At 70.7% G+C, this 20,608-nt stretch carries 17 protein-coding genes and 1 pseudogene; 13 read left to right on the top strand and 5 right to left on the bottom strand.

The window, feature by feature from the left end:
• Positions 1-2: 2 nt before the first annotated feature.
• On the bottom strand, positions 3-2,054 hold the full coding sequence (locus tag ACH4DZ_RS04485; RefSeq protein ID WP_398285401.1) for a bifunctional aldolase/short-chain dehydrogenase: 2,052 nt from the start codon (positions 2,052-2,054) through the stop codon (positions 3-5).
• Between the two features lie 156 nt (positions 2,055-2,210).
• Positions 2,211-3,371 (bottom strand): L-rhamnose isomerase, encoded by a 1,161-nt coding sequence (gene rhaI / locus ACH4DZ_RS04480; protein WP_398285400.1) that lies wholly within the window; start codon positions 3,369-3,371, stop codon positions 2,211-2,213.
• Between the two features lie 284 nt (positions 3,372-3,655).
• Between rhaI and ACH4DZ_RS04475 the strand changes: the two genes are divergently transcribed.
• From ACH4DZ_RS04475 to ACH4DZ_RS04425, 11 genes and pseudogenes are all read left to right on the top strand, one after another.
• Positions 3,656-5,173: a sugar ABC transporter ATP-binding protein gene (locus ACH4DZ_RS04475; protein ID WP_398285399.1), complete on the top strand. Its 1,518-nt coding sequence runs from the start codon at positions 3,656-3,658 to the stop codon at positions 5,171-5,173.
• Positions 5,170-6,210, top strand: coding sequence for an ABC transporter permease (locus ACH4DZ_RS04470; protein WP_398285398.1), 1,041 nt, complete (start codon positions 5,170-5,172; stop codon positions 6,208-6,210). Before ACH4DZ_RS04475 ends, ACH4DZ_RS04470 begins: the two co-directional genes overlap by 4 nt.
• Complete coding sequence (locus tag ACH4DZ_RS04465) at positions 6,203-7,195, top strand: ABC transporter permease (RefSeq protein WP_398285397.1); 993 nt, start codon at positions 6,203-6,205, stop codon at positions 7,193-7,195. Before ACH4DZ_RS04470 ends, ACH4DZ_RS04465 begins: the two co-directional genes overlap by 8 nt.
• Positions 7,196-7,314: 119 nt before the next feature.
• Entirely contained in the window at positions 7,315-8,400 is a 1,086-nt protein-coding gene (rhaS, locus tag ACH4DZ_RS04460; RefSeq protein ID WP_398285396.1) for a rhamnose ABC transporter substrate-binding protein, read from the top strand.
• An 84-nt stretch (positions 8,401-8,484) separates the two neighbouring features.
• Positions 8,485-8,805, top strand: a complete 321-nt coding sequence (locus tag ACH4DZ_RS04455; protein ID WP_248776046.1) for an L-rhamnose mutarotase — start codon at positions 8,485-8,487, stop codon at positions 8,803-8,805.
• Positions 8,806-8,893: 88 nt separating this feature from the next.
• Positions 8,894-10,315, top strand: a complete 1,422-nt coding sequence (locus tag ACH4DZ_RS04450) for a BNR repeat-containing protein (RefSeq protein WP_398285395.1) — start codon at positions 8,894-8,896, stop codon at positions 10,313-10,315.
• Between the two features lie 79 nt (positions 10,316-10,394).
• Positions 10,395-11,420, top strand: coding sequence for a LacI family DNA-binding transcriptional regulator (locus ACH4DZ_RS04445; protein ID WP_398285394.1), 1,026 nt, complete (start codon positions 10,395-10,397; stop codon positions 11,418-11,420).
• A gap of 178 nt (positions 11,421-11,598) precedes the next feature.
• Positions 11,599-12,900 (top strand): alpha/beta fold hydrolase, encoded by a 1,302-nt coding sequence (locus ACH4DZ_RS04440; protein ID WP_398285393.1) that lies wholly within the window; start codon positions 11,599-11,601, stop codon positions 12,898-12,900.
• A gap of 106 nt (positions 12,901-13,006) precedes the next feature.
• Positions 13,007-13,783, top strand: coding sequence for an SDR family NAD(P)-dependent oxidoreductase (locus ACH4DZ_RS04435; RefSeq protein ID WP_398285392.1), 777 nt, complete (start codon positions 13,007-13,009; stop codon positions 13,781-13,783).
• A gap of 87 nt (positions 13,784-13,870) precedes the next feature.
• Positions 13,871-14,041: pseudogene (locus tag ACH4DZ_RS04430) on the top strand (ATPase); the annotation flags it as partial.
• A gap of 50 nt (positions 14,042-14,091) precedes the next feature.
• Positions 14,092-14,949, top strand: a complete 858-nt coding sequence (locus tag ACH4DZ_RS04425) for a pentapeptide repeat-containing protein (RefSeq protein WP_398285391.1) — start codon at positions 14,092-14,094, stop codon at positions 14,947-14,949.
• Here ACH4DZ_RS04425 and ACH4DZ_RS04420 read toward each other — a convergent pair.
• The gene (locus ACH4DZ_RS04420) at positions 14,917-16,491 is read right to left on the bottom strand and encodes a cytochrome P450 (protein WP_398285390.1); all 1,575 of its coding nucleotides are present in this window, start codon (positions 16,489-16,491) and stop codon (positions 14,917-14,919) included. The two genes, ACH4DZ_RS04425 and ACH4DZ_RS04420, sit on opposite strands and share 33 nt — an antisense overlap.
• A 184-nt stretch (positions 16,492-16,675) precedes the next feature.
• On the opposite strand from ACH4DZ_RS04420, the gene ACH4DZ_RS04415 reads away from it, so the two are divergent.
• Both ACH4DZ_RS04415 and ACH4DZ_RS04410 read left to right on the top strand, forming a co-directional pair.
• Positions 16,676-17,284 carry a TetR/AcrR family transcriptional regulator gene (locus ACH4DZ_RS04415; RefSeq protein ID WP_398285389.1) on the top strand — a complete coding sequence of 203 codons (609 nt, stop codon included), beginning with the start codon at positions 16,676-16,678 and terminating at the stop codon, positions 17,282-17,284.
• Between the two features lie 99 nt (positions 17,285-17,383).
• On the top strand, positions 17,384-18,109 hold the full coding sequence (locus ACH4DZ_RS04410) for a DUF2470 domain-containing protein (protein ID WP_398285388.1): 726 nt from the start codon (positions 17,384-17,386) through the stop codon (positions 18,107-18,109).
• A gap of 87 nt (positions 18,110-18,196) precedes the next feature.
• Here the strand turns inward: ACH4DZ_RS04410 and ACH4DZ_RS04405 are convergent, their stop codons facing one another.
• Entirely contained in the window at positions 18,197-19,285 is a 1,089-nt protein-coding gene (locus ACH4DZ_RS04405; protein ID WP_398285476.1) for a hypothetical protein, read from the bottom strand.
• A 67-nt stretch (positions 19,286-19,352) separates the two neighbouring features.
• Positions 19,353-20,600, bottom strand: coding sequence for an aromatic acid exporter family protein (locus tag ACH4DZ_RS04400; protein WP_398285387.1), 1,248 nt, complete (start codon positions 20,598-20,600; stop codon positions 19,353-19,355).
• Between the last annotated feature and the right edge of the window lie 8 nt (positions 20,601-20,608).

The raw sequence follows: 20,608 nt of genomic DNA, 5'->3' as shown, positions 1-20,608 counted from the left end.
CGTCATCGGAGGAACGCGGCGGCGACGCCGGCGTCGACCGGGACGTGCAGACCGGTGGTGTGCGTGAGGTCGCCTCCCGTGAGGGCGAAGACGGCGTTCGCGACGTGCTCGGGAAGGACCTCGCGCTTGAGGATGGTCCGCTGGGCGTAGAACTCGCCGAGCTTCTCCTCCTCGATGCCGTAGGTGGCCGCGCGCTGGGCGCCCCACCCGCCGGCGAAGATCCCCGAACCGCGGACGACGCCGTCGGGGTTGACGCCGTTGACCCGGATGCCGTGCTCGCCCAGTTCGGCGGCGAGGAGGCGGACCTGGTGGGCCTGGTCGGCCTTGGTCGCCGAGTAGGCGATGTTGTTCGGGCCCGCGAAGACCGCGTTCTTGGAGGCGATGTAGATGACGTCGCCGCCCAGCTCCTGCGCGATCATCACCCGGGCCGCCTCCCGCGAGACGAGGAAGGAACCGCGGGCCATGATGTCGTGCTGGAGGTCCCAGTCCTTCGCCGTGGTCTCAAGAAGCGGCTTGGAGATGGAGATGCCGGCGTTGTTCACGACGAGGTCGACACCACCGAAGGCGAGGACCGCCGCCTTGAAGGCCTCGGCGATCTGCTCCTCGGAGGTCACGTCCACGGTGACGGCGACGGCCTTGTCGGGACCGCCGAGCGCGGTGGCGACCTCGGCCGCGTTCGCCGCGTCGAGGTCCGCGATCACGACACAGGCGCCCTCGGCGACGAGCCGCTCGGCGATCGCCTTGCCGATACCGCTGCCGGCGCCGGTCACGAGCGCGACCCGGGTGGCGAGCGGCTTGGCCTTCGGCATCCGCTGGAGCTTGGCCTCTTCCAGGGCCCAGTACTCGATGCGGAACTTCTCGGACTCCTCGATCGGCGCGTAGGTCGAGACGGCCTCGGCGCCGCGCATCACGTTGATGGCGTTGACGTAGAACTCGCCGGCCACCCGGGCGGTCTGCTTGTCCTTGCCGAAGGAGAACATGCCGACCCCGGGGATCAGCACGATCGCCGGGTCCGCGCCGCGCATGGCGGGGGAGTCGGCGTCGGCGTGCCGCCGGTAGTAGGCGGCGTACTCCTCGCGGTACTCGGTGTGCAGCTCCTTCAGCCGTGCGACCGCCTCGTCGAGGTTGGCGGTCGGCGGCAGATCGAGAACGAGCGGCCTGACCTTCGTACGGAGGAAGTGGTCCGGGCAGGAGGTGCCCAGGGCGGCCAGGCGCGGGTGCTCGGCGCTCGCCAGGAAGTCGAGGACGACCTCGGAGTCGGTGAAGTGTCCGACCTGGGGGCGGTCCTGGGACGCCAGCGACCGGATGACGGGTGCGAGCGCGGCAGCCCTGGCCCGGCGCTCTACGCTGCCGAGGGCCGCGTACCCCTCCAGGACGGGACCGAAGGGCTCGGCCTTTCCGCGCTCGACGAGGAACTCCTCGGCGGTGCGGATGATGTGCAGCGAGTTGCGCTCGCACTCCTCGGCGGTGTCGCCCCAGGCGGTGATGCCGTGTCCGCCGAGGACACAGCCGACGGCCTGCGGGTTGGCCTCCTTGACCGCGGCGATGTCCAGCCCCAGCTGGAAACCGGGCCGCCGCCACGGCACCCACACGACGCTGTCCCCGAAGCACTCGGCGGTCAGCTTCTCGCCGTCGGCCGCGCAGGCGAGCGCGATCCCGGAGTCGGGGTGCAGGTGGTCGACGTGCGCCGCGTCGACGAGCCCGTGCATGGCCGTGTCGATCGACGGCGCCGCCCCGCCCTTCCCGTGCAGGCAGTAGTCGAAGGCGGCGACCATCTCGTCCTCGCGCTCGACGCCCGGGTACACGTCCTTCAGCGCCAGCAACCGGTCGAGCCGCAGCACGGCGAGCCCGCCCTCGGTCAGGGTGCCCAGGTCGCCACCGGACCCCTTGACCCACATCAACTCGACGTCCCCGCCGGTCACGGGGTCGGTCTCGGTGCCCTTCGCGGACGTGTTGCCCCCCGCGTAGTTGGTATTACGAGGATCAGCACCAAGCCGATTGGACCGCCCGAGCAGAGCAGCGGCTTCAGGATGGGGACGGGAATGGGTTGCCATGTTCCGGTTCCTTAAAAGAAGAGAGAGCAGAGAGGAGATAGGGGGCGCAGCCCCCTTCTTGAGGGGCGCGGGGAACTGCGCGGCCAGCCGAAACGGACCCGCGGTCGGCCACCGGCCCCACGGCGAGCGGACCGCCAAGGCCGAGGGCAGCCGGGGTCAGGCCCCCCAACCGGCCTGCTCCCCTCCCACCCGCTCAGAAGCGATCTTCTCCGCCCACCCGGACCGGTGATACGCGGCGATCGGGTCCGCGTCCAACCCGAGCTCCGCACGGACCTCCGCGACCAACGGCCGCACGTCCGTGTTGTACGCGTCCATGATCACCGCGTTGGCGGCAAGCACGTCGCCGGCCCGCTGCGCGGCACTCAGCGCCGCGCCGTCAACGAGCAGCGCCTTCGCAGTCGCCTCCTGCACGTTCATCACGGAACGAATGATCGCCGGGATCTTCGCCTCGATGTTGTGGCACTGGTCGAGCATGAACGCCACGTCCGCGGTGAACCCGCCGCCCCGGATGACCTCGTACATGATCCGGAACAGCTGGAAGGGGTCGGCGGCACCCACCATCAGGTCGTCGTCCGCGTAGAACCGCGAGTTGAAGTCGAACGCACCGAGCTTCCCCTCCCGCAGCAGCGTGGCGACGATGAACTCGATGTTGGTGCCCGGCGCGTGGTGGCCCGTGTCGACGACGACCTGCGCCTTGGGGCCGAGCTTCAGGCAGTGGGCGTACGCCGTGCCCCAGTCCGGCACGTCGGTGGCGTAGAAGGCCGGCTCGAAGAACTTGTACTCCAGCAGCATCCGCTGGTCGTCACCGAGACGCTCGTACACCTGCGCGAGAGCTTCGGAGAGCCGGTCCTGGCGCTCCCGGAGGTCGTCCTGGCCGGGATAGTTCGTACCGTCCGCGAACCACAGCTTCAGGTCCTTCGAACCCGTGGCATCCATGATGTCGATGCATTCGAGCAGATGGCCCACGGCCTTCCTGCGCACCGCGGCGTCCGGGTGGCAGACGCTGCCCAGCTTGTAGTCGTCGTCCTGGAAGGTGTTGGAGTTGATCGCGCCGAGGGTCACGCCGCGTTCCTCGGCGTGCTTCGCCAGCGCCGCGTAGTCCTCGACCCGGTCCCAGGGGATGTGCATCGCCACGGTGGGCGCGGCCCCCGTGAACTCGTGCACCTTCGCCGCGTCGTCGACCTTTTCGAAAGGATTGCGGGGGACCCCTGGCTGGGCGAACACCTTGAAGCGGGTTCCCGAGTTCCCGTACGCCCACGACGGCGTCTCTACTGCCTGGGTCTTGAGGGCGGCCTTCACCGCGGCGAGCTCGGTCACTTCGGGGCTCCTGTGACTTCCGTTGTGGCATCGGTTCCGAACGGCTTCTGAACACCATGGCTCTGAAACGATTCAGAAGGCAGAAGTTATGAGTCCCCCGAAAGGCTGTCAACCCCTCCGGCGTGGACGCCTTGCCGTGACTCGGTTGTGACCTTTGGCTATCGAAAATTTCGGCCTGTACCCATTGACGTGACCTGGGCTACATGTCTAACGTCCCGGCAACCTAGTTGAAACCTTTCACGACGTCGTGAGGCCGCATCGCCCGCGTCGTTGAGGAGCCCCTCATGACCCACCGGTCCGACGCGGATCCGGCCCCCGTGCTGGCACTCAAGGACATCTCGAAGTCCTTCGGCGCCGTACGCGCCCTGCGGGACGTGTCCCTGGAACTCTTCCCCGGCGAAGTGCACGCACTCGCCGGAGAGAACGGCGCGGGCAAGTCGACCCTCATCAAGACGCTCGCCGGCGTGCACCGACCGGACGCCGGTCAGGTGCTCCTGGACGGCGAGCCCACCCTCTTCCACGGTCCCGCCGACGCCCGCGACGCGGGTATCGCGGTGATCTACCAGGAGCCGACCCTCTTTCCCGATCTGTCGATCGCCGAGAACATCTTCATGGGGCGCCAGCCCCGGCGGGCCCTCGGCCGGATCGACCACAAGGCCACGCACGCCGCGACCCTGGCCCTCATGCAGCGGCTCGGCGTCGAGCTCGACCCCGACCGCCCGGCGCGCGGCCTGTCCATCGCGGACCAGCAGATCGTGGAGATCGCCAAGGCGCTCTCCTTCGACGCCCGCGTCCTGATCATGGACGAGCCGACCGCCGCACTCACCGGCAGCGAGGTGGCCCGCCTCTTCGGCGTGGTCCGCGCACTGCGGGAGCAGGGCTCGGCCGTGCTGTTCATCTCGCACCGACTGGAAGAGATCTTCCAGATCTGCAAGCGGGTCACGACCCTGCGCGACGGTGCCCTGATCTCCAGCGAACCGATCGACGGCATGACCGAGGAGGACCTCGTCCGCCGGATGGTCGGCCGCGACCTCGACGAGCTCTACCCCAAGCAGGACGTCCGGGCGGGCGAGGTCGCGCTGAGCGTCCGCCGGCTGACCCGCGAGGGCGTCTTCACCGACGTCTCCTTCGACGTCCGCCGCGGCGAGATCGTCGGCCTCGCCGGACTCGTCGGCGCCGGGCGCACGGAGGTCGCCCGGGCCGTCTTCGGCGTCGACCGCTGGGACGCCGGAGAGGTCGAGCTCGACGGGAAGAAGCTGACGAACGGCGCGCCCTCCACGGCCATGGCCGCCGGTCTCGCCCTCGTCCCCGAGGACCGCCGCGCCCAGGGCCTGGTGATGGACATGTCCATCGAGCGCAACATCGGCCTCACCGGACTGCGCAAGACCGTCAGGGCGGGACTGATGGACCGCGGCGCCGAGCGCAGCCGCTCCCTCGACTGGGCCGTCAAGCTCCAGGTCAAGTACGCCCGGATCGCCGACACCGTCAACACCCTGTCCGGTGGCAACCAGCAGAAGGTCGTCCTCGCCAAGTGGCTCGCCACCGGCCCGAAGGTGCTGATCGTCGACGAGCCGACCCGTGGCATCGACGTCGGTACGAAGGCCGAGGTGCACCGGCTGCTCAGCCAGCTGGCCGCCGACGGGGTCGCCGTCCTGATGATCTCCTCCGACCTGCCCGAGATCCTCGGCATGGCCGACCGGGTCCTCGTCATGCACGAGGGCCGGCTCACCGCCGAGATCGCACGTACCGACGCCACCGAGGAAACCGTGATGGCCGCAGCCACCGGGAGGGCAGCCGCGTGACGGTCACCGCTCCCAACCCCGCCCCCGCCGCCGAGGTGCCCAAGTCCAGCGGCACCCGGCTGGTGGACCGCGTCTTCAAGATGCGCGAACTCGCCATCCTGCTGGTCTTCCTGGTGATGATCGTCATCACCCAGATCGGCAACAGCGACTTCCTGTCCGAGCAGGGCATCAAGGACCTCCTGCTGAACGCGACCATCCTCGTGCTGGTCGCCACCGGCCAGTCGCTGGTCGTCATCACCCGCAACGTCGACCTGTCCGTCGGCTCGACGCTCGGCATCAGCGCCTTCGCCGCCGGCACCTACCTGGAAGGCGGCGGCAACTCCGTCGTCGCGATCCTCCTCGCGGTCCTGCTCGGCGTCGGCTGCGGCCTGGTCAACGGACTGCTCGTCAGCCTCGGCCAGGTGCCCGCGCTCGTCGTCACCCTCGGCACGCTCTACATCATCCGGGGCATCGACTCCATCTGGGTCGGCTCCCGGCAGATCACCGCGGCCGGCCTGCCCGACGGCTTCATCGACTTCGGCTCCGGCGGCATCTCCGCCGTGCCCTACCTGGCGCTGATCGCGCTGGCGGTGCTGATCGCCACGGCGTACTACCTCAAGCACTTCGGCAGCGGCCGCGAGCTGTACGCGCTCGGCTCCAACCCGGAGGCCGCCCGCCTCGCCGGTATCCCCGTACGCAAGCGGATCCTCGCCGCGTACACCTTCTGCGGAGCCCTCGCGGGCCTCGCCGGCGCCCTGTACCTCGCCCGGTTCGGCAACGTCGACTCCGGCACCGGCAACGGCTACGAACTCACCGTCGTCAGCGCGGTCGTGGTCGGTGGCGTCGTCTTCACCGGCGGCTCCGGCAGCGTCTACGGAGCGGCCCTCGGCGCCCTGCTCCTCACCTCCATCAACAGCGTGCTGCCCGCCCTCGGTGTCAGCTCCGTCTGGGTGCTCGCCATCAACGGCATCCTGCTCATCCTCGCCATCGCGGTCGACCGGATCGTCGCCCTGCGCGTGGCGACCGCACTGAAGAAGAGGAACGCCCGCCATGGCTGACTCCGCTCTCACGCGCGCCGTCCGCTGGGACACAGTGGTGGGCGCCCTCCTGATCGTCGTCCTGCTGCTCTCCTTCACCACCGTGGACGGCTTCGGCAACGCGCTCAACCTGTCGTTCCTCATCGGCAACACGCTGCCCATCGCGCTGATCGCCCTGCCGATGACCATGCTCGTCGTGGCCGGCGAGATCGACCTCTCGGTGGCCTCCACGGCCGGTCTGTCCGGCGCCGTGATGGGCGCCCTGTGGAACCAGGGCATGACCATCGAGACGATTATCCCGATCTGTCTGCTCCTCGGAGTGGTGTGCGGGCTGATCAACGGGCTGCTGGTGACCCGCCTGGGACTGCCGTCCCTCGCCGTCACCATCGGCACGCTCGCCGCCTACCGGGGCATCGCGCAGATCGTGCTCGGCTCCGACGCGGTGACCGACTTCCCCACCCAGTACCTGGACTTCGCGGCCGGCCGCCTCGGGGACACCTTCATCCCGTACGCGTTCCTCCCCTTCCTGGTGCTGCTCGCGATCGCCGTGGTCGCGCTGCACGCCACCCCGTTCGGGCGATCCCTGTTCGCGGTCGGCGCCAACGAGGAGGCGGCGCGGTTCGCCGGCATCCGCGTCAAGCGGCAGAAGCTGATCCTGTTCACCGTGACCGGGCTGATGGCCTCGCTGACCGGCATCTTCTGGGCGCTGCACTACGCCAGCGCGCGGTACGACAACGCCACGGGGCTCGAACTGTCGGTCGTGGCGGCCGTGCTGCTGGGCGGGATCGACTTCGACGGCGGCAAGGGCACGCTCGGCGGGGCGATCGCCGGTGTCTTCCTGCTGGGCGCCCTGCAGAACGTGATGAGCCTTCAGGATGTCTCCGCTCAGTCGCAGATCGTCGTCACCGGCGTTCTGCTCGTGCTGTCCGTGCTCGGGCCGCGGGTCGCGCGGCAGGTTTCCATCGCGCGGGCCGGGCGCCGGGCGGCGCAGAGTTCCACAGGTTAGACAGGCCGGGCTCCGCCGGCTTGGCAGTTCGTTCGCTGCGGGTCCGTTGTGGCTGGTCGCGCAGTTCCTCGCGCCCCTCGAAACGGGCGCGCCGTACTCACCCTTGTAAAGGACCCACCATGCGCAAGTCATCCCTCCGCCGAGCCTGTGCGGTTCTCGCCGCCACCACCTCTCTGGCCCTGGCCCTCACCGCGTGCGGTGGCGGGACCTCCAAGGACGACGTCAAGGACGAGGGCGGCTCGAACGCGGCGGCCGGCAAGGCCGACCCGAACGCGGCCACCAAGAAGGGCCTGACCGTCGGCTTCCTGCCCAAGCAGGTCAACAACCCGTACTTCACCTCCTCCGACAAGGGCGGCGAGAAGGCCCTCACCGAGCTGGGCTCGAAGTACAAGGAGGTCGGCACCAACAGCGGTACCGACACCGCCGGCCAGGTCTCCTACGTCAACACGCTCACCCAGCAGCAGGTCGACGCCATCGCCGTCTCCGCGCAGGACCCGGGCGCGCTGTGCACCTCGCTCAAGCAGGCCATGAAGAACGACATCAAGGTCGTCACCTACGACTCGGACACCAAGACCGACTGCCGCAACGCCTTCGTCTCGCAGGCCAGCGCCGAGGACCTGGGCCGCACCGAGGTGCAGCTGCTCGCCGAGCAGATCGGCTACAAGGGCGAGATCGCGATCCTGTCCGCCGCGCAGACCGCGACGAACCAGAACACGTGGATCGACTTCATGAAGGACGAGCTGAAGGACCCGAAGTACAAGGACATCAAGCTCGTCAAGACCGCCTACGGCAACGACGACGCCCAGCAGTCCTTCCAGCAGACCCAGGGCCTGCTCCAGGAGTACCCGAAGCTGAAGGGGATCATCTCCCCGACCACGGTCGGCATCAAGGCCGCCGCCCAGTACCTGTCGGGCTCCAAGTACAAGGGCAAGGTCAAGCTGACCGGCCTCGGCACCCCGAACGACATGCGCAAGTACGTCAAGAACGGCACCGTCGACGCGTTCGAGCTGTGGGACCCGGCGAAGCTCGGCGAGCTGGCCGCCCGTACCTCCGTCGCGCTGGTCTCCGGCCAGATCACCGGCAAGGAGGGCGAGACCTTCAAGGCCGGCGACATGGGCGAGTACACCATCGGCAAGGACGGCGTGATCAACCTCGGCAAGCCGACCGTGTTCAACGGCAAGAACATCGACCAGTTCGACTTCTGAGACTGGCGCCGACAGCAGGGCCGCCCTCCGTGTCGCGGGCGGCCCGGCCGACGGCACCCCCCCACGACCCCGGAGTGGTACTTCATGCAGCGCGTCTGTTTCCTGCTCAAGGTCCGCGAGGACCGGCTCGACGAGTACCGCGAGAGACACACCACCGTGTGGCCCGAGATGCAGGAGGCGCTCTCGGCCACCGGCTGGCACAACTACTCGCTCTTCCTGCGCGAAGACGGCCTGCTGGTCGGCTACTTGGAGACCGAGGACTTCGCGGCAGCGCAGGCGGGCATGGAGGCCACCGGGGTCAACGCCCGCTGGCAGGCCGAGATGGCGCCGTTCTTCGAAGCACTGGACGGCGCCAGACCGGACGAAGCCATGAAACCGCTCACCGAGGTGTTCCACCTCGCCTGATGACCTGACGATCCGCCGACCCGACCACCGTGCTCTTCCCTCGCTCGTTCTCCTCCTCCTCGTCCCCACACGCCAAGGAGCTCCGGACATGAAGAGACGCACCCTGCTGGCGACCGCCCTGCTCGGCACCGCGGCGGCACCCGCCCTCGCCGGGACGGCCAGGGCGGCAGCCCCCGGCCCCTCGGTCACCCGGACCGGGACCACCACACTCGACAGCCAGGCCATCTTCTTCGTCTCCTACGACGGCCTGGTCAACAACAACTCGTTCCAGAAGAACGCCCTGCTCACCCACAAGGGCTATCAGTACGCCGCCTGGTACACGGCCGACCGCAACGCCGTCATCGGCCGCCGCGTGCTCGGCGCGAGCACCTGGTCGACGGTGAAGGCCGGACACACCCTGCGGTACGACGACTCCCACAACGTCATCTCCATGGGCGTCTCGAAGACCGACGGCCGCCTCCACCTCCACATGGACTCCCACAGCGACGGCTTCACCTACGTGAAGTCGGTGGCCGGGCTCATGGACAACCCCGCGGGCCTGACCTGGACCACCAGCCGCTTCGGCGCGCCCCAGTCCACCCTCGACGGGCTCGCGCTCACCTCGCAGTTCACGTACCCGCAATTCGTCTCCACCCCGGAAGGGAAACTCCAGCTCAGCTACCGCGTCGGGGTGTCCGGCAACGGCCGCAACGCCCTCGCCGAGTACAACGGCACGTCCTGGACCGCCCTCGGCGAGTGGAGCGGCTCCACCGGCACGTACACGAGCGAGCACGGCACCAGCACCGTCCGCAACATGTACCTGCACGGCATCGACTACGACCGGAACGGCCGGCTGCACTCCTTCTTCACCTGGCGCGAGCAGAACGGCGCGGTGATGTGCAACAGCGGCGGCCTGACCAACCACGACACGGGTTACGTCTACTCGGACGACCGCGGCCGTACCTGGCGCAACGACGCGGGAACGGTGGTCGGCACCACCGGCACCTCGAACACGGTCGCCGTCACCGACGGCGGTCTGGTGATCGACGCGCTCAACCCGGACCACTCCCTGATGAACCAGGAGAGCCAGGCCACCGACTCCGCGGGCCGCCCGCACGCGATCATCAGTTACGTCCCCGGCCGCTTCGGCCAGTGCACCACCGACTACGTCGGCGACCGGACGGCGAACGGCCGGACCTTCCACGTCCGCAGGACCGCCACCGGCACCTGGCGCAAGACCGAGATACCCCTCGCCCTGAACTCCAGCCAGCGCACCAGACTGGTCCTCGACAAGTACGACAACGCGTACGCGATCCTGCCCTTCGGACGCATCGCAGCCGCGTCCGCCGCCTCCGGACACGCCGACTGGACGACCCTGTTCGACGGCAGCGGACTCGACGCCTTCGGCGAGGTCCTCGTCGACGAGACGCGGATCGCCCAGGACGGCGTACTGTCCGTCCTCTACCAGGTCAAGTCCACTGGTACGACGCCGTCGGCGCTGCGTGTCGCCGACTTCGGACTGCCCGCGTGACGACGTCCGTTCCGGGTGGGCACGCGGGTAATGTGACTGCGTGCCCACCACTCCCCGTTCTTCCGGAGGTAACCGCCTGATGGCCCAGTCGGTGGGTATCAAAGACGTCGCCCGAGTCGCCGGAGTCTCCGTCGGCACGGTCTCGAACGTCATCAACCGCCCTGACACGGTCGCCTCCGAGACCCGCGCGCGCGTGCTCTCCGCGATCGACCGGCTCGGCTACGTCCGCAGCGAGTCGGCGCGGCAGCTGCGCGCCGGACGCAGCCGGATCATGGGCCTGCTCGTCCTGGACATGGGCAACCCCTTCTTCGTGGACGTCGCGCGCGGTGCCGAGCGGGCGGCCCGCGAGGCCGGGCTCGGCGTGATGGTCTGCAACAGCGCGCAGAGCGCCGGCGAAGAGGCCGACTACCTGTCGCTCTTCGCCGAACAGCGCGTCCGGGGCGTCCTGTTGACCCCCGCCGACGCGACCGGACGCAACATAGAGACGTTCCGCCGGCACGGCATCCCCTTCGTCCTCGTCGACCGCGTGGCCGAGGGCACCACCGAGTGCTCGGTGTCCGTCGACGACGTCGCGGGCGGCGCACTCGCCGTACGGCACCTGATCGACGCGGGCCACCGCTCCATCGCGTACGTGAGCGGCCCGCCCGGACTCACCCAGGTCACCGACCGCCGCACGGGCGCCATGAACGCCCTCGCCGAGGCAGGACTCGGCCCGGAGTGCCTGCGCGAGCTGCCCACCGAACGCCTCGACGTGGCCGCGGGCCGCGACGCCGGAGCCAGGCTCCTCGGCCTCGCCGACCGTCCCACCGCCGTCTTCTGCGCCAACGACCTGCTCGCCCTCGGTGTGCTGCAGGCGATGTTCGCGGCCGGGGTGAGCGTCCCGGACGACCTCGCGATCGTCGGCTACGACGACATCGAGTTCGCCGCGGCGGCGGCCGTCCCGCTGACCTCGGTGCGCCAGCCCGCCGTGACCATGGGCGCGCTCGCCGCGGAACTCCTCCTGGAGGAGACCGAGGCCGACGCGGCTCCCGGCGCGCACCAGCACCGGCGCGTGGTCCTCCAACCGGAACTGGTGGTGCGGCGCTCCAGCCTTCCCCCGCGCTGAAGGCGTTCCGGGCCGAGCGGCGGTGCTGAGCGGTTGTTCAGTACGTTCCTGCTCCCCAGCCGCTCCTCGGCCTGATCGGACGGTCAGTACGGATTTCTTGATCCCCGCCCTCGGCTCACAAAAGAACTTGTGCTGAACTGGTTCGCGGTCAGGAATCCGTCCGTCTCGGGAGCCCCTTTTGAGCGCCAGTTACCGTCAGCCCGGTGTCGTCCTCAGCGACCGCCGGTTCACCGTGCCCCTCGATCACGACGCCCCCACCGGGGAGACGATCGAGCTGTACGCCCGTGAAGTGGTCGCCAGTGACCAGGCGGACCAGGACCTGCCCTGGCTGGTGTATCTCCAGGGAGGGCCCGGTTTCGGCGCCAACCGCTTCGTCGGCAGACAGGCCTGGCTGGGCCGCGCCCTGGAGGAGTACCGCGTCCTGCTGCTCGACCAGCGCGGCACCGGCAGCTCCACGCCGGCCAACCGGCAGACGCTCCCGCTGCGCGGCGGACCCCGCGAACAGGCCGACCACCTCGCCCTGTTCCGCGCCGACTCCATCGTTCGCGACTGCGAGGCGATCCGCCCGGCCGTCACCGGCGGCGCCCCCTGGACCGTCCTCGGCCAGAGCTTCGGCGGCTTCTGCACGACCCACTATCTCTCCACCGCGCCGGAGGGCCTCAGCACGGCCCTCCTCACCGGCGGGCTCCCGACCCTCGACGGTCACGCCGACGACGTCTACCGGGCCGCGTACCCGCGTATCGAGCGCAAGGTCGCCGCGCACTACGCGCGTTACCCCCAGGACATCGAGCGGGCCCGGCGGATCGCCGAGTACGTCCTGCTCAACGAGCCCGTCCTGAACGGCGGTTACCGGCTCACCGTCGAGGCCTTCCAGTCGCTCGGCATCCTTCTCGGCGGCGGCGAGGGCAGCCACCGGCTGCACTACCTCCTGGAGAACGCCTTCGTCCGCACCGCCCAGGGCGCGGCCCTCTCCGACGCCTTCCAGGAGGAGGCCCAGTCCCTCCTCTCCTACGCCGGACATCCCCTGTACGCCCTGGTCCACGAGGCCTGCTACGCCCAGGGCGAGCGCCCCACCGCCTGGTCCGCCGAGCGGGTCCGCGCCGACTTCCCCCAGTTCGACGCCGCCAAGAGCCTCGCGGGCGACGGCCCCGTCCTCTTCACCGGTGAGTCCGTCCACCCCTGGACCTTCGACTGCGACCCCGCCCTGCGCCCGCTGCGCGAGACCGCGGACCTGCTGGCCGAGCGCACCGACTGGCCCGTCCTGTACGACCCCGCCCGCCTCGCCGCCAACGAGGTCCCCGTCGCCGCGGCCGTCTACCACGACGACATGTACGTCGACACGGACCACGCCCTGCGCACGGCCCGCACGATCCGCGGCCTGCGCACGTACGTCACGGACGAGTTCGAGCACGACGGAGTGAGAGCGGGCGGCCCCCGCGTCCTGGACCGCCTGCTGGCCCTGGCGAGGGACGAGGCCTGAAGGCACCGCGAGAGGGCGCCCGCCAAGGGCGCCCTTCGGGGGCGCGGGGACTGCGCGCCCAGCCACAACGGACCCGCAGCCGAAATCCGCTCCCTAGTCTGATCCCATGACGCGATTCGACGATCACGCAGTCCTGATCACAGCCGCAGGCCAGGGCATCGGCGAGGCGACAGCACACCGCTTCGCCGAGGAGGGCGCGTCCGTACTGGTCACGGACCAGGACAAGGCACGCGCCGAACGGGTCGCCGCCGCGATCCGGGACAGCGGCGGCACGGCCGCGTCGTACGCGTGCGACGTGGCCGACCCCGCCGCCGTCGAAGGGGCGGTCACCACGGCGCTGGACTCCTTCGGCCGCCTGGACGTGCTGGTCAACAACGCCTACGCGTGCCACCCCGACCCCGCCTCCTTCGAGAAGCACGAGGACGGCCCCTGGTACGAGGACTTCGAGATCACGCTGCACGGCGCCTACCGCTGCATCCGCGCCGCCCTGCCGCATCTGGTGGCCGCGGGCGGGCGAGGGGCGATCGTCAACATCGGTTCGGTCAACGCCGAGCAGCACTTCGGCTCCCACGCGTACAGCGCGGCGAAGGCGGCACTGGCCTCGCTCACCCGTACCGTCGCCGTCGAATCGGCCCCGCGGGGTGTCCGGGTGAACCTCGTCGAGCCCGGCACCATCCGTACCAACGCCTGGGACGGCCGCGGAGAGGCCCTCGAACGCGCCGCCGCCCACTACCCGTTGGGACGGGTCGGCGAGCCCGCCGACATCGCGTCCGCCGTCGCCTTCCTGGCCTCGGCGGACGCGGCCTGGATCACCGGAGTGACGCTGCCGGTCGACGGCGGCCTGCTGGTGGGCAACCTGGCGATGATCCGCGACATGTCCTGAGGCCGAGCGACCCGACAGGCAGCACGGAGGAGGAGCTGAACCATGGGCGCGCAGGAGACGCGGGACACGTAGGACACCGCCGAGCGGCTGCGGGCGATCAGGGACGAGCTGTCGGACCGTTTCCACGAGCGGGCCGACGCCGTGCGCACGCTCGTGGTGACGCCGCCGGCCGGACATCACTCGCTGCTCCTCGGCCCGCCCGGCACGGCGAAGTCCGAGACGGCCCGGGAGCTCACAGGCAGGGTCCGAGGCCCGGCCACCGATCGGGCGGTGATCGTCACGGACGCGCCCTGCGTACGCTGGGAGGCATGCAAGACGAACCCGGCAGCCTGGCCCCGGCCCGCACCGAACTGACAGCCGACTGTGCCCAGTGCTTCGGGCTGTGCTGTGTCGCGCTGCCCTTCGCCGCCTCGGCGGACTTCGCGATCGACAAGGCCGCCGGGAGCCCCTGCCGCAACCTGCGGACGGACTTCGGCTGCGGCATCCACACGGAACTGCGGCAGCGGGGCTTCAACGGCTGCACGGTCTACGACTGCTTCGGCGCGGGCCAGAAGGTCTCGCAGCTCACCTTCGGCGGCGAGGACTGGCGCTCGGGGGACCGGGAGCACTCCCGGCTGATGTTCGACGTGTTCCATGCCGTACGGCAACTGCAGGAACTGCTCTGGTATCTCACCCAGGCGCTGGAGCTGCCCGCGGCCCGCCCGGTCCACCCCGAACTGCGCCGCGCGCTCGACCGCACCGAGGCGCTCACCCGCCGGGAGCGGGAGGAACTGGCCGGACTGGACGTGACGGCGGTCCGCCAGGACGTCAACGTCCTGCTGCTGCGCGCCAGCGAGCTGGCCCGCGCCGGTCTCGGCCGGGACAGGAACAACAAGAAGGACAAGAAGAAGGAACGCCGGGGCGCCGACCTGATGGGTGCCCGGCTCAAGGGCGCCGATCTGCGGGGCGCCAACCTCCGCGGCGCCTACCTCATCGCCGCGGACCTGACGGGCGCCGATCTGCGCTCCGCGGATCTGATCGGCGCCGACCTGCGTGACGCCGACCTCACGGACGCCGACCTGACCGGCGCCCTCTTCCTCACCCAGCCGCAGCTCAACGCCGCCAAGGGCAGCGCCGGCACCAGGCTTCCGGCGTCATTCACCCGCCCCGGTCACTGGACACCGTGACGTCGACGCCGACGCCGACGCCGACTCCCGGACCCCGGACACCTCCGGCCCGACGGCCGGTGCGGGGGAGCGGCGGCCGAGCCGCAGGGTCAGCCCCTCCGGCATCAGCGTGAGCCGCTCCGCCACCCGCAGCCGGTAGGCGGGGTCCGGCAGCAGCTCGTACCGGCGCAGGAGCAGCCCCAGCACGAGCGTCGCCTCGTGCAGTGCGAACTGCCGCCCGATGCAGGCCCGCGCACCGGTGCCGAACGGCTTGAAGGTGTGGGCGGGCCGGGCCCGTACGGCCGCCGGTTCGAAGCGGTCCGGGTCGAACCGCTCCGCGTCCGGGCCCCACGCGTCGGGATCGCGGTGCAGGAGCGGCATCAGGACCAGCGCCCACGCGCCCCGGCGCATCGGATGGGCACCGCCCAGGACCGTGTCCTCACGGGCCTCGCGCGCGAACGCGGGCGCCGTCGGCCACAACCGCAGCGACTCGTCGAGTACGCGCCGCACGTACCGGAGCCTGGCGACCTGCTCGTAGGCCGGTTCCGGCGCGTCTCCCCAGACGCGGTCCACCTCGGCACGGGCGCGGGCGGCGATCTCGGGGTGCCGCGCCAGATAGTGCAGGGCGAAGGAGAGCGCGCCCGACGTCGTCTCGTGGCCGGCGATCAGGAAGGTGATGACCTGGCGGCGGACGTTCTCGGGGGTGAGACGCTCCCCGGTCTCCGGATGGGCGGTCCCCAGCATCCGGTCGAGGAGGTCGCCGTCCCCGGCCGGCCCGTGCAGCCGCGCCTCGACGACGGCGTCGACCGTGCGGTTCAGGTACGCCACGTCGGCCCGGTTGCGGCGGGTGGCCGCGCGCATCAGCACGGGCGCCACCGGTGCGGGGACGACATTGAGGCGCTGCGCGTACGACAGGGCGCCCACCATGGCCGTGACGAAGGGGTGCGGCCGGGCCCGCTCGAAGGAGTCGAAGTCATGGCCGAAGCCGGTGCGGGCGATCGTCTCCAGGGTCAGCTTCGTCATGTCGCCGGGCACGTCGACGGCCCGTCCCGCGGCCTGCGCGCCGTCCCAGCGGTCGGTGAGCCGGGAGGCCACCCCCAGCATCATCGCGTGATAGCCCTCCATGGCCTCACGGCTGAAGCCGGGCGCCAGCACGTCGTGCGCCAGCTGCCAGTTCGGCTCGTGGTTGTACGCCGTGAAGAGGCCGTCCCCGGCGACGGGACGGAGGTTGGCGACCCCCAGCCCCACGTGCTTGGCGAACCGTGACTCGTCCGCCAGCTCGCCCGTGAGCCCCGCGCCCCAGACGAAGACGATCTCCTTGCCGAACCCCTTGCGCCGGAAGATCGGCCCGAGCGCTCGTCCGACGCGCAGCGAATCCTGCAACGGCGTACGGAGGTTGGTCCCGACGGCGTCGCCGATCAGCGGCACGCGGTAGGGCGGGTGCGGGATGCGGTGCAGCTCGGGCCAGCCCAGCTCCGCGCTGCGGAACCCCTTCGGCAGCGCGCCTTTCGACGCGCCTTTCGACGCGCCCTTCGACGACTGGGTCTCTCTGGTGCCCGCCATCACGTCATCTCCCCTGCACCGGCCGCCGGTCGAGCTTGTTGTACGCGGATTCAACAGTGGCCGCCAGTCTGGTCCCGCTGTTGAACCGACGTCAAGTAAGACGTGGTGCGCAGCGCCTGCAAGACGTCGTGCAAGGCGTCGTGCAAGACGTCGGCCGGGTCGGTGGGCCGAGTAAAGTGCGGGCATGGCCGCCAAGGAGGGGGAGCGCACGCGTCGTCGGCTCAGTTCCGAGGAGCGCCGGGAGGAACTGCTCACGGTCGGGGCACGCCTGTTCTCGGAGAGTCCGTACGACGACGTCTGGATCGAGCAGGTCGCCGAACTCGCCGGTGTGTCACGGGGGTTGCTCTACCACTACTTCCCGACCAAGCGGGACTTCTTCGCGGCCGTGGTCGAGCGCGAGAGCAGGCGCATGCTGCGGGTCACCGCCGCCGTGCCCGGAGTGCCCGTGCGTACGCAGATCGACGCCGGGCTCGACACCTTCCTGGAGTACGTCCAGAAGCACGCGCACGGCTTCCGCGCCTTCCACCGCGCGGAGGCGGCGGGGGACCAGGCAGTCCGGAAGGTGTACCGGGAGACGCTCGCCGCACAGCAGCGGCAGATCCTGGAGGCGCTGGCGGCCGACCCGGAGACGGCCTGGACCGAGGAGGACCTGCCGGTCCTGCGGATCGCCGTGCGGGGGTGGCTGGCCTTCATGGCGGCCGCCTGTCTGGAGTGGCTCAAGGAGCCGGACCTCTCCCGGGAACAGGTGCGCGACGTGTGCGCGCGAGCCCTGCTCGGAGCCGTCCGTCCGTGAACTCGCTGTCACAAAGGTGCCCTGAGCGGTGCCTTGTGGTTGGCTTACACCCCGATCTTCTGTAGGTTAGGCAAGGCTTACCTAAATGGAGGTTTTGGGATGGGTGACCGTCACAGCTGGACGGCCGCACCGGCCACGGCGCAACGTGCCCGCTCGGTGCTCGCCGCGGCGTGGTCCTGCGCGGTGACCGCGGAAGGCGGTCGGGAGGAGTTCATCGGCGTCCACACCGTCGCGGAGGACGGCCGGGTGCTGCTGCACCTGCCCGACGACAGCGTGCTCACCACGGCCGCGATCTGCGCGCCACGCGGAGAGCCGTCCGCCGTACTGGAGTTCGCCGACGTGGCGCCCGTCCCGGTACGCAACCGTATCCGCTCGCGCCTGTGGATGGCGGGCTGGTTCGCGCCCGAGGACGATCACCTGACGTTCCACCCCACCCGCGCCGTGCTGCGCGAGGCCGGCGGGTCGGTCGTCGTCGACCTCGACGAGTACGCCGCCGCCGAGCCCGACCCGTTGGCCCTCGCGGAGGCGCAACTGCTCACCCACCTCGCCGATTCGCACCCGGACGCCGTCGAGCGACTGACCCGGCTCGTCGAACCGGACTGCCTGCACGGCGCCGTCCGGGTGCAGCCGCTCGCCGTGGACCGGCACGGGCTGACGCTGCGCATCGAGCGCGTCCGCGGCCACGGCGACGTACGACTGCCCTTCCACCGGCCCGCGGACGACGTCGGACAGCTCACCGAGCGCATGCACATCCTGCTCACACAGGCGAGCGGCGCGAGCTGCCCGCGCACGCTGCAGCGACAGCGCACGGAAAGCGAGGGATGAACCGAGGAGCGAACCGAGGAGCGAACCGAGGAGCGAGCTGAGGGCGACGGGTGAGGAGAACGCGCCCCCGGCGGACCGGGGTCCGGCTCACCAGTCCCCGTCGCCCACCGGCTTCCCCGGCGCGTCACCCAGTGGCTTCACCTGGCCCGGCGACGGCGGCTGCCACGGAGTGTGGTCGTCGCCGAGCCAGTCACCGACCGGCTTGACCGCGCCGAGTTCGTCCGTGGGATCGAGATCCGTGCCGTCCTGGTCGTAGTAGTCGAACCAGGGCAGCCTGGCGCGGGTGTAGGCCGCGCGGTCGACGGGGGACGGCGGGGGAGCCTCGCCCGTGATGCGCCGCCACTCCGGCGGCGTCACGAGGTGGACGAAGACCCGCCCGGACGCGGTGGTCGACCAGTCCGACAGCGGGCGGTCGTCCTGGTAGACCTCCTGACGCATCGAACCGCCGACGCCCAGACCCATCGCCCCCGAGGCGCGGGGCGGAGCCGCCGCCGGGGCCGCGGGCATGGCACCGCCCGGTTGCGGCATGCCACCGGGTGCGGCCATGGCACCGGGCGCGGCCATCGGAGCCGGGGCGCCGTAGCCGCCCGACGCCATCAGGGCCTGTCTGCGTGCCGTTTCCTCCGCCAGCCGGCGCTGCTCCTCGTGCCACGCGTGCAGCGCGGCGTCGGTCAGCGGGAACGACTGCAGTTGTACGCCGCCCCACACCTCCTCGCCGGTCACCTGGCCCTCGACCGTCGCGCCCAGCCCGAGCGGCACCGCCACGAACTGACGGACCGTGCCCTTGCCGGAGTTGATGCCGTCGAGCCACGGTTGGCGGGGCAGCACCACGTAGTTCTGCGGATCCCGGGCCGGCCGGGGGCTCCACGGCTTGCCGGACACCGCGCACACCTTGCCCGCGCCCACCTGCAGGGCCGCCGGTTCGATCGTGCCGCCGAAGCTCAGCCACATCGCCTCGCGCAGATACACCGGCAGCATCACTCCGCCGCGGGCCAGCCACTCGGCGGGCACCGTCTCCGGGTAGTCCTCCACGCGGCGCAGCGGGAACTCGCCGAGCCCCGGAGGCAGCGCGTGCGTGCCCGTCTCGGGCAGGCGCAGGGTACGGATGAACCGGACCCGCACGCCGCCCGCCACAAGCAGTGAGTTCCCGTCGATCCGGACGGTGCCGTCGGCCATCCGCACTCCCTCTGTCGTCATGTGCCGCCCCGTGGGCGGGTCGCCCAGTCGCGGCGGTGTCGGTACATCACGTAGTACGAGTCGAGGGGGCCTTGCGGTTCCGCCGTGCGCGGCGCAGGCGTCGGCGGAGGCGGTCCAGCCGGGGCATGCGCTCGCGCTGTTCGCGCGTACAGCGGTCCAGTTCCTCCAGCAGGCGGCGGGAGCGGTGTTCCATGTCGAGTTCGTCGAGGATCCGGGTGACCTCGGTGACCACGGCGCCGTACAGCTGCCACTGGTGAGCGTCCCGCTGCACCTCCTCCAGAAGGAGCTGGGCCAGCTTGTCGCGGGTGGCCGTCGCGGCGGTGAGTTCGTGGGCGAGCCGGGCCTCCGCCGACTCGGCGCTGCGGCTGACGTCGGTGGTGACCAGCACGGCGAAACTGACCACGGCGTCACCGACCTCGGACAGGAGCTGTTCGAACACCTCCCCGATCCGCGACTCGAACAGCGGCTCTGGGGCGCGTTCCTTGGCGAGGTCGGTGAGGGTGCGGGTGAGTACCCGCAGGACCACCGTGCAGATCTCCAGTGTGTCGAGCCCTGTGCGCAGGACGACCCGGTGCAGCAGCCCCTCCCGTACGCGCGGATTGAGCCGCAGGCTGTCCTCGGCCTGTTTGAGGGCCGCGTCCACGTCGACGATGTCGTGGTCGAGCCGCCGTGCCTCGTGCAGGCTCTCGGCCGCGACGGCCACCTGTGTGCGGCCGGCCGCCTCGTCGCCGACGCGCAGCATCAACCGCCGCATCCGGCGTGCCAGGTCCTCGATGGACTCACCGGCGGCGCCGACCCACACCGGGGGAGCGAACAGCAGATTGCAGCCGAGGCCGACCACCGCACCGATCACCGTCTCCAGGATCCGGGCCCAGGCCGTGTCGCCGATCCGGGTGACCCCCAGGACCAGCATGGCGCTGATCGCCACCTCGGGCACGAACTCGCTGACCCGCACCAGGTGCCCTACGGCCAGCGCGGCCAGGATGAGCAGTCCCAGGCTCCACCAGGTCAGTCCCACCAGGGCGCTGAAACCGATGGCGACGAGGACGCCGGCCACCACGGCGTTCACCCGCCGGATGCCGGTGGTGAGGGTGGCGTAGAGGGTGACCTGGACGACGAGGAGCGCGGTCAGGGGGGCGGTGAGCGGCGCGGCCTCGGGGCTGAAGCGCAGAGCGACCACGTAGGCCACGGTCGCGGCCGCCGCCGCCCGGACCGTCTGGACGATCACGGGCTGCTGGCGCCACTCGGTCACCTGGGCGGCACCGGCGGCCCACACTTCACGTACATCTCGCATCCTTGGCC

Source organism: Streptomyces sp. NPDC017991, from assembly GCF_044328075.1.
Taxonomy (GTDB): Bacteria; Actinomycetota; Actinomycetes; order Streptomycetales; family Streptomycetaceae; genus Streptomyces.
This window is presented reverse-complemented; position numbering and strand designations above follow the sequence as displayed.